Annotated in this window: 13 protein-coding genes; 1 reads left to right on the forward strand and 12 read right to left on the reverse strand. The window is 38.5% G+C overall.

Annotated elements, in window-relative coordinates; all coding sequences use genetic code 11:
- Positions 1-107 precede the first annotated feature (107 nt).
- The 10 genes from JR347_RS08170 to JR347_RS08215 form a co-directional block, all read right to left on the reverse strand.
- Positions 108-956 (reverse strand): energy transducer TonB, encoded by an 849-nt coding sequence (locus JR347_RS08170; protein ID WP_205723559.1) that lies wholly within the window; start codon positions 954-956, stop codon positions 108-110.
- 42 nt (positions 957-998) lie between these two features.
- On the reverse strand, positions 999-1,730 hold the full coding sequence (locus JR347_RS08175) for a hypothetical protein (RefSeq protein ID WP_205723560.1): 732 nt from the start codon (positions 1,728-1,730) through the stop codon (positions 999-1,001).
- Positions 1,731-2,297: 567 nt separating this feature from the next.
- On the reverse strand, positions 2,298-2,645 hold the full coding sequence (locus JR347_RS08180; protein ID WP_205723561.1) for a HepT-like ribonuclease domain-containing protein: 348 nt from the start codon (positions 2,643-2,645) through the stop codon (positions 2,298-2,300).
- The gene (locus JR347_RS08185; protein WP_205723562.1) at positions 2,638-2,928 is read right to left on the reverse strand and encodes a nucleotidyltransferase family protein; all 291 of its coding nucleotides are present in this window, start codon (positions 2,926-2,928) and stop codon (positions 2,638-2,640) included. The genes JR347_RS08180 and JR347_RS08185 overlap by 8 nt, the downstream gene beginning before the upstream one ends.
- A 387-nt stretch (positions 2,929-3,315) precedes the next feature.
- Positions 3,316-3,912 carry a mobile mystery protein B gene (locus JR347_RS08190; protein ID WP_205723563.1) on the reverse strand — a complete coding sequence of 199 codons (597 nt, stop codon included), beginning with the start codon at positions 3,910-3,912 and terminating at the stop codon, positions 3,316-3,318.
- A complete protein-coding gene (locus JR347_RS08195; RefSeq protein WP_205723564.1) occupies positions 3,903-4,364 on the reverse strand; it encodes a mobile mystery protein A in 462 nt (153 codons plus the stop codon). The genes JR347_RS08190 and JR347_RS08195 overlap by 10 nt, the downstream gene beginning before the upstream one ends.
- A gap of 364 nt (positions 4,365-4,728) precedes the next feature.
- Positions 4,729-6,033 carry a Na+/H+ antiporter NhaA gene (gene nhaA / locus JR347_RS08200; RefSeq protein ID WP_205723565.1) on the reverse strand — a complete coding sequence of 435 codons (1,305 nt, stop codon included), beginning with the start codon at positions 6,031-6,033 and terminating at the stop codon, positions 4,729-4,731.
- Between the two features lie 588 nt (positions 6,034-6,621).
- Complete coding sequence (locus JR347_RS08205) at positions 6,622-6,984, reverse strand: DUF2200 domain-containing protein (protein ID WP_205723566.1); 363 nt, start codon at positions 6,982-6,984, stop codon at positions 6,622-6,624.
- A gap of 14 nt (positions 6,985-6,998) precedes the next feature.
- The gene (locus JR347_RS08210) at positions 6,999-8,117 is read right to left on the reverse strand and encodes a PQQ-dependent sugar dehydrogenase (protein WP_205723567.1); all 1,119 of its coding nucleotides are present in this window, start codon (positions 8,115-8,117) and stop codon (positions 6,999-7,001) included.
- A 101-nt stretch (positions 8,118-8,218) separates the two neighbouring features.
- On the reverse strand, positions 8,219-9,304 hold the full coding sequence (locus JR347_RS08215; RefSeq protein ID WP_205723568.1) for a DUF6920 family protein: 1,086 nt from the start codon (positions 9,302-9,304) through the stop codon (positions 8,219-8,221).
- 323 nt (positions 9,305-9,627) lie between these two features.
- Here JR347_RS08215 and JR347_RS08220 point away from each other — a divergent pair, with 323 nt between their 5' ends.
- Entirely contained in the window at positions 9,628-12,576 is a 2,949-nt protein-coding gene (locus tag JR347_RS08220) for a choice-of-anchor D domain-containing protein (RefSeq protein ID WP_205723569.1), read from the forward strand.
- 54 nt (positions 12,577-12,630) lie between these two features.
- On the opposite strand, the gene ygiD is transcribed toward JR347_RS08220, so the two are convergent.
- Entirely contained in the window at positions 12,631-13,473 is an 843-nt protein-coding gene (gene ygiD, locus JR347_RS08225; protein WP_205723570.1) for a 4,5-DOPA-extradiol-dioxygenase, read from the reverse strand.
- A 168-nt stretch (positions 13,474-13,641) separates the two neighbouring features.
- Positions 13,642-14,730, reverse strand: coding sequence for an alkene reductase (locus tag JR347_RS08230; protein ID WP_205723571.1), 1,089 nt, complete (start codon positions 14,728-14,730; stop codon positions 13,642-13,644).
- Positions 14,731-15,063: the final 333 nt, after the last annotated feature.

Genomic DNA, 15,063 nt, shown 5'->3' on the forward strand with positions numbered 1-15,063 from the left:
TTACTTTCCAATTCGTAGTGGTTGTTGGTTGTAAATTTTTTGGCCGGTGCTGCCTGTCAATTTTTTCAAATACAAATCCCCGGGGTGCGCCTCGGGGATTTTGGTTTTTAGTGAGTTAAATCAAAAGTTACAGGCAATACAAACCTTGATTTAACTTTTTTTCCATCAAATATTGCTGGCTTCCAATTGGGTAGTTTTGACAGCTTGTTAATAGTCTTCTTTTCAAAGCGATCAAAGTTTCGTGATAAAGCTTCAAAGTCAGTCAATTGGCCGTTTTCATCTACAACGAATTGAATGTAAATTTTTGATTCTTTTCCAGCTAACCTTTTCAAAAATGGATAGTTCATGGATTGAACAAACTGCTTGTAGAAATTCTCTAAGCCTTCATAAGGAGTAGCTTTGATGTCTACTTTTGCATGAATCGTATCATTTTTTGATGTTCTCAAGATTAAATTCGAAAAGAGAAGCGAATCTTTAAATACAGTTTTATATTCTTCTACTTCTGACTTCAACTTTAGTGTATAACTCATTACACCTGAACCATTTTTGAGAATATTAATACTGTCAGGTGTTAAAACATTTATATACTTATTCGAATTGTTTTTAAAAATTGAGTTTAAGACATAGTCATTATCGTTAATCACTTTAATATTTGCTGATATCTTATCGAAGTATGGCTTATAGTTCCATTCGGCAAACTGATTATTAAAATATTTGAGAAATTCATCAGTTTGCTCATAACTGCTAATTTTCTTAATTGATGCCGATAATTTGAGAGTATCAAATTCAAATTGATTAACGAAAATCCCATCTTCTATTTTTTCATAAGTTCTCTTGAATGGTGTGATTTCAGATGATTCTTTATGAAAGAAATTTTCAAAATATTTAACCTCTTGGGCTTTACTACTCAGGTATATTATAAAAAGAATAGCAGTTGTTAGTGACAACCTTTTCATACTTTAAGATTTTAGAATATCTGGTTAGTTAAACAATACAAACTAGAATCTTTTAACAATGGTGTCGCCATTCAGCTTGTAGTCTTCCAAAATGATTGTTACATCTTTTTGAAGTCTCTCCTTTAGCAGTTCTTTAAGTATTTGTATGTCATTCACTACAGCAGGATCATTCCAATAGTCTTGAATAATTGGAAGTGTCAATTCATAGCCATAAGGCCAGGTTTCTAACTTTGCAATGCTTTGATAGCCATCTGAGAAGTATTCAAATTCGTAGAGAACATCCGCCACCTTTTGTACATCCTCTTTAGATGTTCTGTCATTATAGTAGATTTCATTTCTGTTAAACACCATTTTTTCTCCAGGGAATGGTGGTTGAGAAATACCCACAATAAATGCCATAAATAGATAAATTACTATTCCTAAAACAGTGAAACCAGCTACTTTCCAATTGGACTCCGTTGCACTCCCAGCTTCTAGCGAATCTTTTACATAATGAGATAATAGAAAATGATAGAGCACCCATACGATTAGTCCTACAATTGTAGGTATAAGCTGACTAGGAATATTATTGTACACGTCATCTGGAATGGCAATTAATGTATACAATAGACCAAGTGTAAATATTAGTGTTGCTGCCAGCACAATATAGGCTTCTTTAATCTTATCTAGTCTTACAAGGTTTTTATAAATTAGAATACTTGGTGGTATTGGCCCGCCTAAAAAGGCAGCGACACTCACTTGTTTTTCAGTGAAGAGAGACTTAGTGTTTTCCATTAGAATTTAAAAATGACAAGAGTTTACAAAAAGACAATGATATGGAATTTTTTCAAAGGCAAAACCCCGAGGTGCTCAACTGGCTCAAGTTTATAACTTGTGCCTTCTAATCATCTCAAGGGTTTGCAACCCTGTAAGGCTAATCGAAAACTAACCGAGTCACGGACTCTCTATTTCATTCAATAGCCCAAGCCACTCACTTGTGCTAGCTGTGGCAATGTGGCAATTGGCAAAGGCGAACTAAATAAGAACGTCATTCCGACCCTGAGCCGGAATCTCCACCTTCCATGTGATTGCGGATCCCGTCAAAGGTCGGGCAGGCATGTCCGCAATGACAATGAAAATTAGTAAGTCATTCTGTAGGAATCTTTGCCAAATAGAAAGTCGGTTGCTTGTGTTGCTGTAGAAGATTTCTCCGCTGTGCTGCGAAATGACGGCTTAAAAAAGTATCGTCACTGCCTGTCCGTCCGGTTAGGCGGGCGAGGACGATAGGACGTGGCAGTCCCCCGATTAGAAAGATTGCTTCTTCATTCGCTACGCTGTTTCATCGCAGCTTCTCAAGACCGATCAGTTAGAGCCAGAATTTTTAATTTCCCTTAATTCTTCTATTAAATGATCCAAATCGCTTTGGATGATTTCCCATACAATTTGATAGTCAACACCAAAATATTCATGAATTAACCGATTTCTATACCCTTTAAGTTGTTTCCAAGGAATTTGAGGGTTTTCAATTTGAAAGTCGGGTAAAACACGATTAGAAGCCTCTCCTAAAATTTCAAAGTTACGAACTACCGCATCGAGCGTTTTTTGATCATTAATAAACTCATCATAACTCAATCCTTCAGTATACGTCATGATTCTTGATGCAGATTCGAGCATATCAAGGATAAGAAGGTGGTTATCTCTTTTAGACATAGATCAGATCAGACTGTATTGACTTAAAATAATGAGGTTTGATACCCTTTTTCGAGACTAAATCAACTTTTTTACCTAAGGACAATTCCAGTTCCTCAGCTAAATCAATGAATTTTGAGCCCACTTGGCCATTAAGTTCAACCAAAATATCTATATCACTTTCTGGGGTTTGTTCAGAGCGAGCAAATGATCCAAAGAGAGCCATAGAAGCTATAGGGTAAGTTTTCATTAAACCTACCTTAAGGTCTTTAAGCTGATTTAATATTTCCGCTGTTGAACGCATAAAGCAAATATAATTAAAGCTGAGCGTTTTTATTTCACACACTTGAACTTGTAATAACGTTATGTAGAATATAGGACGTGGCAGTCCCCTGATTAGAAAGATTGCTTCTTTATGCGCTACGCTGCTTCATCGCCTGTCTGCCGACAGGTAGGCAATGACTATAACTAATACACCTGTCACCCTGAACTTCCTGCCGTCCGGTAAGGCGGGAATTCAGTGTCTCTTGGAAACGGAGTGCTGTCTGTAGATCACAGGCATTGCTCAACTGGCGTAAGTTTATAACTTGTGCCTTTCTAATGATCACAAGGGTTTGTAACCCGATAACTTTAATCGAAAACTAACCGAGTCACAGACTTGCGCTAGCTGTGGGTTTAGCCATTGTTGGCTTTAGTTTTTTGCAAATTTAATTAATGGTTCAACTTTTCCGTTGTCAGCTTTTTTTAAGGCATCGATATACTCTTTTCTTGTTTCGTTAGCTTTAACCATATTTGACTGATGCCACGAGAATATTTCTTCACCAAATAGTGATTCAATAATTATATCCGCCATCAATCTTGAATGCCTTCCATTTCCATTGGGGAAACAATGAATAGATACTATTCGATGTTTAAATCTAATAGCAATTTCTTCAGGAGAATAGGTTTTATTTTCAATCCAATACTTTGTGTCGTCCAGTAAATTCTTTAATTCAATTCCAATTTGTGTCCATGGAATCCCGATGTTTTTTTCAGTTTTTCTAAATTCACCTGCCCATTTCCATACATCACTATACATTCTTTTGTGCAAGTCTTTAATAAACTTTTCGGTGAGAATATTTTCAGGCATTAATTTTGTGTGAATAGTCCATTCTACTGCCTTTTCAATGTTCAATTGCTCAAATTCATCCAATTCTTCTTGAGTAGTTATTGACTTTATTTTAAGTCCTTCCTTTTCTTCTTCGTCTAATGGGGTTTGTCCATCTTTATAATCGAAATCTAATCCCATAATGACTTTCTCATCTCTCGTTTTAGTTCTTCAGCAAGCTCCTTTATTGTTTTTGCCATCTTTTCATCTCCTATTCCTTGGTCCTCTAATTTCATATTTTGATTAGTGCGTAACACTATCTTTTGAGCCAACTTTTCTGCTTTAGTTTGTATTAGATCGTCAATGGTTCCATTTTTTGGCACCAGTGCATATACTAATTTTAAGTCCATTGCATTGGCTGCGTCTCTTAAGGAATTGAGTGTTATTCGTCCATTGGCTTCGCTTTCTTCAATTCTTTTTACGCCTTGTCTTGTTATAGTTAATTTGGTACCAAGTTGGGCCATAGTCATGTTAAGTGTAGTCCGAATTGTATTTATCCATCCACGCTCTGGGGTCAGGACCTTTCTTGATTCAAAGAATGGTTGTAGCTTCTTGTCCAACTGCTCAACCAAAAGTTTTCGCTTGTTTCTCATTTTATGTAACTCATTAAGTTTACAAAAGTCATTAAAAGTAAACTTATATGATTACAAATATATAAAAAAGTCAATATATATGTTTACAAATAACAAAAAAAGTAAACAATGGAGTTTACTGTAGACGTATTATTGAAATTGAAGCCAACAAATGAATATTAGTCATTTATGGCGCAAAATTCTGATATACCTCAACTGGCGCAAGTTTATAACTTGTGCCTTTCTAATGATCCCAAGGGTTTGTAACCCGATAACTTTAATCGAAAACTAGCCGAGTCACAGACTCTCAATTTCATTTTATAGCCCAAGTCACAGACTTGCGCTAGCTGTGAATAATAAACAATTGTAACTAAAGCTATGATTGTTAGGCCTTACGTAGTATCAAAAAACCAACGGTGCCAGAGATTATGGAAGCTACGAAAATTCCAATTTTTGCTTGTAGAATAGGCGCTAAAGTAACAAAAGCAAGGTCCGTAATAAATAAGGACATAGTAAACCCAACACCTGCAAGTACTCCTATTCCATAGATGTGCCGCCATTGAAGTCCGGTGGGAAGCACCGCTAATTTAAGTTTGACCAATATCTTTGAAATCGCAACAATTCCAATAAATTTTCCTAGTACAAGGCCCAATATTACCCCCATACTAACATTGCTAAACAGGTTATCGGAAAAATCTCCAGAAAAAGTGATGCCTGCGTTGGCAATAGCAAAAATAGGCATCACTACAAAAGCCACCAATGGTGCCATGGAGTGCTCTAGTCGCTGAAGGGGCGTTAACGCAGCTTTTGAATAAAACCTTATTCTATCCACGATGTGTAGCTGTTCGTATGTTAGAAGACTAACATTGTTAGGGGTACTCTTTTCAAAATCATTGGTGAGGGCATTCATTTTCACAACAAACTTTTTGTCTTCGATTTTTACGTTTGCCGGAATGGTAAGTGCTGCAATTACCCCCGCAACAGTGGCATGAACTCCGGAAAGTAAAAATGCCATCCACAAGCCTGCAATTCCTACTATTCCATAAAAAACCGTATTGCGTACACCCAATAAATTAGAAACCACAAGAATAACAAGAAACCCACCGCCATATAATAAGCTCATTAAGGAGATATCTGAGGTATAGAAAAGGGCGATTACCAACACTGCACCGAGGTCATCAACAATGGCCAGTACCGTTAAAAATACTTTAAGCGATACAGGAATTCTATCTCCTAACATGTAGAGTATCCCTAGTGCAAATGCAATGTCAGTGGCCATTGGTATTCCCCATCCGGCAGAAGCCTCACCAGATGAGTTTATCGCTATGTACAATAGTGCAGGGATTGCCATTCCGCCCAAGCCAGCACAAATAGGTAGTACAGCATTTTTAGGCTTTGAAAGTTCGCCCATCATTATTTCCTTTTTAAGCTCTAAGCCAATCACAAAAAAGAAAATGGACATAAGCCCGTCATTAATCCAATGGTGTAAAGATTTAGACACTACATATTCGTTAAATCCCATTGAAAAAGTTTGCTCCCAAAAATGATGATAAGCATCCTTCAAAGGAGAATTAGCGAGAATCATGGCTATTACGGCAGTAGCAAATAATACAATTCCACTTGACGTTGAATTATTAATAAATCTGCTAATGGGGTTTATTAAAATATTGTCAATGGGGTCTGATCTCATAATAGAACTTTCTGAAGGTGTGGTGCTATTTCATTGCTATTGTGGTTCACGCTGTAGGTCAGCATTGCCACTAGCAAATGAATATGTGCCATATCAATGGCTCATATTCTCTAATATACACTTCTAAGAATGGCTTTCACCTTTATTTGGTGTTTCTACCTGTATTGTCACAGCGAACCGTCAGTAGGCGGTGTGGCAGTCTCGTCATTAGTTGGTCATCCCGTAGGGATCTTTGCCATGATGAAAGGTGAGTACTCGTGTTGCCGCAGAAGATTTCTCCGGCTCGAGCTCTCACCTGCGAAATGACCGCACAAAAAAAGTATCGTCACTGCGAGGACGATAGGACGTGGCAGTCTCCTAATTAGAAAGATTGTTTCTTCATTCGCTACGCTGCTTCATCGCCTGTCTGTCGACAGGCAGGCAATGCCGGTAACTAACAGGTTTGTCACCCTGAACTTCATGCCCGTCCGGTCAGGCGGGGATTCAGGGTCTCTTGGAAACGGAGTGCTGTCTGTAGATCACAGGCATTGCTATTATGAAGGGATTCCGGCTCAAGGCCGGAATGACAAATAATTGAAAGAGTGATCCCTAAGACCTCAAGACCTTTTCCATCTTCCTGCCTTTGGCTAATTCATCTACCAGCTTGTCCAAGTAACGCACTTTTTGAGTTAGCGGATTATCTATTTCTTCCACCCGATAACCACAAATTACTCCGGTAATGAGTTTAGCATTCGGATTAAGCGATGCACGTTCAAAGAACTTTTCAAAAGTTACTTTTTCTTCAATGAGTTGATTGAGCGTTTTATTACTAAAACCAGTGAGCCACTCAATTACCTCATGTAACTCTTGTTTTGTGCGGCCTTTATTTTCCACCTTAATAACATAATGCGGGTATACCGATGAAAAAGTCATTTGGGCTATACGTTGATTCTGTACATCTGTTGTTTTCATTTTAATTAATCAATTTACTCATAGCTAATTCTATAAACCTTATTCCCATAATCGTCAGATAAGAGTAACGAGCCGTCTGCCATTTGTAGCACATCTACAGGTCGTCCTGTTTGATTTTGGGTAGCATCATTTAACCAACCATCGGCAAACACTTCTGCATCCACTGCACGGTTATTTTCAACTTTCACTCGCATTACACGGTACCCAATTTTGGTAGAACGGTTCCACGAACCATGCTGGGCCACAAAAATATCGCCCTTGTATTCGGCAGGGAACATCTCGCCCGTATAGAATGTCATGCCGAGTGGGGCTGTGTGCGCTCTAAAATTGTACTGTGGGCGAACAAAATCATTACAATGCCTTTTCGAACCGAATTCAGGGTCAGCAATATCGCCACCATGGCAATAAGGATAGCCAAAGTGCTGGCCATTACTTGAAATTTTATTGAGTTCACAGGGTGGAAATTCGTCACCCATTCTATCTCGTCCGTTATCGGTAAACCATAATTCATTTGTATCAGGGTGCCAATCAAAACCAACGGTGTTACGCACGCCATGGGCTACAATTTCTCGATTACTACCATCAGGATTTATTCGGGTGATGGACGCATAAATTTCATCGCTTTCACAAATGTTACAAGGTGCACCCACAGGTACATATAATTTACCATCTGGACCAAAGGCAATGTATTTCCAGCCATGATGGCCTTCTGTGGGATAATCGTCAGTAATTAACTGTGGCTTAGGTGGGTTGTTTAAATCTGCTTCGATGTTGGGGTATTTCCATATTTTGCTCACCTCAGCCACGTACAAAGCTCCATCCTTAAAGGCCACACCGTTAGGCATGTTCAGGCCAGATGCGATTACAAATTTCTCATCGGCTTTCCAGTCGCCATCTGTATCGCGCAAAGCATATACTTTGTCACTTGCTCTGTTGCCTACATACACTACCCCCGAAGGACTAACAGCCAGCGATCGTGCATTATCAACCTCGGCAAATACTTCTATTTTAAAGCCATCAGGTAAGTTAATACCCAGGGCATTGGAGTTGGACACAGATTTATCCTCATCAGAGGAAAAACATGATGCCAGCACTATAAACAATAAAGTGGATGCGATATATAACCGTTTCATAGTTTCGAATTATTCTAAAAGTTACACGATTATAAGTCGAAAGTAAAGACAAGTGTTTGAGGCGTTATATAAAGGCCGCTTTGATTGAAATAAACTCTGGATTATTCAAAGGTGTATGACACGGAATCTACCTGAAGTTTGAGCCATTTCCATTTACCTGTGGGTAAATTCCATTCGGCCTCAAGCTTAGTGGGTACTTTAATGTCATTTATTGTTTGATGTTCAACAGCACTCACTGTCCACTCTACTTTTTCATCACCTTCTTCTACACCCTTGTAGCGCATAGTTTTAAAGGCACGGAAATTACCGGTATCGTCAAACTGAAAAATGCCTGTTGCAATTGTGCCAAAATGGTGAATGGTGGCTTCAGCACTATGGCTGTCAATCGCCCTCCAGGTTATAAATTCACTCAGGGCTGCTTGGGGAAACCAGCAGATTTCAGCCAGGTACCGCTGCAGCGCAGCTTCATTTATTCTTTTGTTGTCAGCAACATCAACTATCGGATACATGCCCAGTAGTTTAATGAGCATGCCTCCTTTGCCTTCAAAGTATTCGTCTCTGCCAACTATGGGCATAAAAAGGTTTGGTTTTAATTTTACTTGCCAGTTAAATGCTGGTGCAGTTGGTGTAAATAATTGAGTGGCCTTAGCAGGAACCCAATTTTCCTGGCTTTCATCCAGTTTCATTTGCAGGCTCTGAATAACATTCACCTGATTGGGTATTCTTGTATTCGTTACGCCAGATTTAGTGAGCCACAGCTGAACTACGGGCGGTAAATCACTAATTTTTCTATCTGAAATTGTGTGGGTTTGACTTTGAGCTATGATTAGCGCTCGTTCATTGGCCACCATTTTGTTGAAGTAGAAGGTAGCACAAGCTATTATTGCAGGTGTCAAAATGAGTAGGTTTGCAAGAGTGCCAAACTTTGCTTCCTTCCAAACAGAAATAATAAGAACCTGAGATAAAATGATGGCCACTATGGCAAGGCCCCACCACACGTCATAATCAGTTAGATACAAAACAGCAGTCAGGATGAATAAGAGGCACACAATAAACCAAGTTATTCCGACAGGTTTAGAAATGAAACTATTCAGAGTGTCAATTTTGGCCAGGTTAAAAGCTTTTAAAAAGCCCATGAGGTGAATGAGCCCGTGGATTATGATAAGAGCTATGAGGCCGGCTTTCATTACTTAATCAGTTATTGATTGGTGGATCAAAAGTAGTGGATGACGGTTCATTTCAATATGATCCCTATCATATTAAAGTATGTTTCTGTTCAATGTAGATAAGCTAATTTCCTAACTTCTTTTTAATAATAAATAGGACAAAGCTTTCGATTTTTACGGTATGCTCGTGCCAAACAATAAACTCATAGTACTCTCATTATCAAATTGTTAGTATCGTCTAACATATTAAAACACCAAATAAACTTACATTCTGCACTTGATGTAATTGTTTGTTGAACCAGAAGATAATTTTGCCTAACTTACTTTGAAAAAATATTGTACTTATGAAGCACGTCTATCAAATTGGTTACAAAATTTATAAATCAGCAATAATATGTATTGTTGGTTTTTTATGTTTTCTAGCAGCTGGCAATTCTTTTGCACAGGTGGTTATGAACTCAGGTGATTATTATCCCAATAGCACTGTTCAGTGCATTGTGGAAGATGCTGATTACATCTATATCAGTGGACAGTTTACAAACTTTAGTGATGGAACTAATGATGTCCCCTTGGTTGCAATAGCAAGATTTGATAAAACCACTTTTACACTTGATCAAACCTGGGATCTTCAGGTTGACTATCGTGTATATGCAATGGCAATAGATGGTGATTTTTTATACATAGGTGGTGATTTTGAATCAGTATTAGGGTCTACCAGAAATAATCTGGCAAAAATTAACAAGTCTGGAGGAACACCTACCCTTGAAAGTTGGGACCCAGCTCCTGATGCACCCGTTAGAGCAATTGAAATTACTTCAGACGCAATATTTGTGGGAGGTAATTTTGCCAATATTAGTGCAACTGCAAGAAATGCTGTGGCCAAATTCGATTTGAACACGGGTAATCATGATACAGGTTTTAATGCGAATATTAGAGTAGAAAGTGCTTATGCCGGAACCGGGCCGGGAATTATTTGGACAATGGTGAGTGATGAAGCTAACTCAGCGTTATACGTTGGTGGAGGGTTTAACCGTGTTGGAGCATCTACCATTAGTAATGCAGCAAAATTAGATATTACAGATGGAAGTGCAGAAACCTGGACTCCAGACCCTGACAGAGTCGTTTATGACCTGGAATTGGTTGGAACCAATGATATTATTATTTGCGGTATTTATGCCAATATTGGTGGTGAGAGTATTAAAAGTTTAGCTAAGGTTGATAGAACTACAGGAGTTGTTGATGCTACCTGGAATCCTAATCCACAACCAAGAAATGGAAATGCATTAGCAATCGCCTCAATCGGAACCGATTTATATGCAGGTGGCGGTTTTACATCAATTGGTGGAGTGGCTTTGACCCGTTTAGCTAGAATTACAACCACTGGAACTGGTGCAACTGATGAATCTTGGTCTTTAGACAATGGTGGTAGTATTAACTATATGATATCTAGTGGAGATTACATTTATCTGGGTGGTAATTTCAGCAGTTTAGATGGTGATGCTACTGTTCAAAGGTTTGGAGTAGTATATGTAGCACCCGCAGAAATTGATATTCAAGGTGATGGAAATGGAATTACAAATGGAGATAATACTCCTGATTTATTAGACGGTACGAATATGGGATCAGTAACGATTGGCTCATCAGGTTTAAGTACATTTTCAATAGAAAATACGGGCTCGGAGACTTTAGAAATTTCTAATATACAGTTTACTGGGGCCGATGCTACTGATTTTTCACATAGCGGCATAACATTGCCTACAACTATTAGTGGCTTATCTAATGCAACATTTGATATTGTGTTTAGTCCATCTGCTTCAGGTAGCAGAACAGCAACTATTGAAATTACAAGTGATGACGCAGACGAAGGCACTTATACATTTGATATTTCCGGAGTGGGTTTAACACCTGCTGAAATTAATGTTCAGGGAAATGGTAATGATATTACAAGTGGTGATGATACCCCAGATGCAGTTGACGGTACAGATTTAGGTATTCTTACGATTGGTTCTTCAACTAGCTCAACATTCACTATCCAGAATAGCGGAGAATCAGAATTAAATTTAAGTGCAATTACTCTAAGTGGGGCTAATGCGGCTGATTTTTCAGTGGACGGCATAACAGTTCCTCTTGCAGTTTCAGGTGGCGGTTCTACATCGTTTAGTGTAACTTTTAATCCAGCTGCCTCTGGCATAAGCACGGCTACAATTGAAATAACAAATGATGATGCAGATGAAGGAATCTATACTTTTGATGTTACTGGTGTTGGACAAACACCTGCACAAATCAATTTGCAGGGAGTGGGATTAGATATTGATATCGCAAATGGAGATGACACGCCAGACACTTCTGATGGTACTGATATTGGGCCTATTACTATTGGATTTACATCAGGTACAGCCTTTGATATCCAAAATTTAGGTGAGGCTACATTAACAGTAAGTGAATTTGTTGTTGGCGGAGCAAATGCTTCAGAATTTTCTATTAATGCTATAACTACACCAGCTGTAATACTTGGAGGTGAGAGTACTTCTTTTGATGTCTTATTTACACCCGTTGTTTCAGGTACTCGAACTGCTACCATTACTATTATTAGTGATGATCCTGAAGATGGAAGCTTTACATTCACAGTAGCAGCATTAGGCCAAACACCTGGAGATATTAATATTCAAGGTGGAGGAATTGATATTGTTAATGGGGATGACACACCTGATGCCGGAGACAATACAGATTTTGGTACTGTTACTGTGGGACTTTCAGCAAGTACTGTTTATACCATCCAAAATACTGGTGATTTAGGCCTTAATGTGAGTAGCGTCACCATATCTGGTACAAATGCTTCTGATTATACCATAAGCGATATTACGACACCGTTTGATATTGACGGAGGCTTAAGCACAACATTTACAGTAACTTTTAACCCATCATCGGCTGGCGCTAGAGTTGCCACTATTGAGGTGATAAGTAATGATTCAGATGAAGGAACTTATACGTTTGATATTTCAGGCATTGGTGAGGAGGAAGTAACCGGAGTTGATTTAGAAATAGCTTCTGATTTTCAAATGTATCCTAACCCTGCTGCTAACATTGTAAAAATTGAATTGTCTCAAGTTAATGAAAAAGTTATTGGCATTAGCTTTATAAGTTTAAATGGAACGAAATCAGGCATTAGATCAAACTTTTTAGTTAATGGACAATTTATTGAAGTGGATGTTTCAGAGTTAAAGCAAGGAGCGTATTTGTTAGAAATACAAACTGAGAGTAGACTTTTACAAAGTAGATTTATTAAGAACTAGAATAGTGATTTAGCTGAATAAATTAAGCCCAGCATATGTCGGGCTTAATTTATACTAACTATTTCCAATCTTCACTGATGTCATGGTGAGCGAACCGCCTACAGGTTGGTCGTTGAATATTTCAATCTCTTCATTGCTGTCTTTCAATGAGAGGGTGTAAATAAGCGGAAGGTAATGTTCCGGTGTAGGTATGGCCAATTCAAATGATTTCCCTTGTTTATCGAAATTAATGAGGCTTTGGTGGTCATCATCCATAATGTAGGATTTCATCTTTTCATTAGCTTCCATTGCCCAGTCGTAAGCAAACGGATCACCACTTAGTTTATCCCAAGCCACCATTCTTAGGTTGTGCACCATATTTCCGCTACCTACTATGAGAATACCTTTGTTTCTCAGAGTTAAAAGTTGTTGAGCTAATTCGTAGTGGTATTGTGCGGGCTTCGTATAATCAATACTCATCTGAACAACTGGAATGTTAGCTTTTGGATAGAGGTGTTTAATAACACTCCAGGCACCATGATCTAGCCCCCAGTTGTAATCTAATCCAACTTCAGTGTTCTTGATTATGTCTTTCGTTTCTTCGGCCAGTTCCGGGCTTCCAGGCGCAAGGTATTGAACCTCAAATAATTCCTTTGGGAAGCCACCAAAGTCGTGGATTGTTCTGGGGTGCTCCATTGCTGTAACGTAAGTTCCCTTTGTTTCCCAATGTGCCGAAATACAAAGAATGGCATTTGGAATAGCTATTTCCTGGCCAACTCTTCTAAACGACCTTACAAATTCATTTTCTTCAATGGCATTCATTGGGCTTCCATGACCTAGAAATAAAACAGGCATTTTCTTCGTAGCTGATAGGGGAGAAATTATTTTATCTAACTCTTTTAATTTTTTGGAATGCATGACATGAGTAGTGAGTTGTTTAAAAAAAAGATAAAGGTTGTATCACAAGAAAATGATGTCGAACTGAGCTTGTCGAAGTTAATTAATTAGTGCTCCAGCACATTTCGACAGGCTCAATGTGACAATTATAGAAAGTTCATAAGCTTAGGATACAACCCTTTATGTATTTTATGCTTTCTGTAAGGTTGGGTAATCAGTATAGCCCTTTTCTCCGGGTGTATAAAATGTTGAGAAGTCAGGGTCTGCTAATTCAGCTCCTTCTTTCATTCTTTCAGGCAGATCTGGGTTGGAGATAAATGGTCTGCCAAATGCTACCAGGTGCCCTAAGCCATCTGCTAAATCTTTTTCAGCTTTTGCTTTATCATAACCTCCGGAAATTATAATTGTGCCACCGAAAGCATCTCTAATTGTTTCTTTTAAAGACTTAGGGACTTCTGGAGTGCCCATAGATGAATGGTCTACCAGATGAACATAAACTAAACCAATTTTCCCTAATTCTTCTGCAAGGTATTTATAAGTTTCTTCTTGCCCTTCAAATGGCATAATATCATTAAAAGCTCCACCGGGAGATAATCTGATTCCCACTTTATCTTTACCAATGGCTTCTACAGTTTGCTCTGCAACTTCTATAACAAAGCGAGCACGATTTTCTACCGAGCCACCGTAATTGTCAGTTCTTTGGTTTGATCCTGGATTAATAAATTGCTCTAATAAATAACCGTTGGCAGCGTGTAACTCCACCCCATCGAAACCGGCAGCAACGGCTAGCTTAGCAGAATTAACATATTCATTAATGGCAGAAGCAATATCTTCATCCGTCATTTCCTTTGGTGTAGGCAAGTTTTTTTCACCTTCCTGATCAGTATACATTTTAGTGTTCGATGCAGGTATTGCAGAAGGTGCTAATACTTCAGCTCCTTCAGGTAAATTTAAGGGATGAGAAATACGGCCCGTGTGCATAATTTGAAGAAATATTTTGCTTCCTTCTTTATGAACACGGTCAGTGATAACTTTCCAGGCATCTACTTGCGGCTGATTGTAAAGGCCCGGGATGCGAGGGTAACCCACACCATTAGGTGATGGACTGGTACCTTCAGTGATAATGAGTCCGGCACCTGAACGCTGGCCATAGTAGTCGGCCATAATAGGAGTAGGGATATGATCTGTTGTGGCTCTTGATCTTGTCATTGGAGCCATTACTATTTTATTTTTCAAGTTTAATCCTCCAGCCTTGAAGGAATCAAAAAGAGTAGCCATAGTTGTTGGTTTATAGTTAATTAATGTTTAAACATTGAAAACGAAACTTAGGATAAATAGTTTAGCTATTTAAATAAATTTATCGCGGTGTATTGAAAGGTTACTAATAATAGAACTAATTGAGTCAATTTAAAGTCATCCTGAGGCACGAAAGACCTTCCTAAGTTAGAACAACGATTACGAAAAGTATGGTCAATCCAACTTAGTAAGTTGCCTCCTTATGTCGGCATGACTGGCTCGATAAATATAGGCATCCTCATTCTCGGACTATGTCTCAAAGACCGAAAAAGTCATTCTTCATAGACTAATACAGTAATAGGTGGACACAGACCA

It is taken from the genome of Fulvivirga lutea, assembly GCF_017068455.1.
Lineage (GTDB): Bacteria > Bacteroidota > Bacteroidia > Cytophagales > Cyclobacteriaceae > Fulvivirga > Fulvivirga lutea.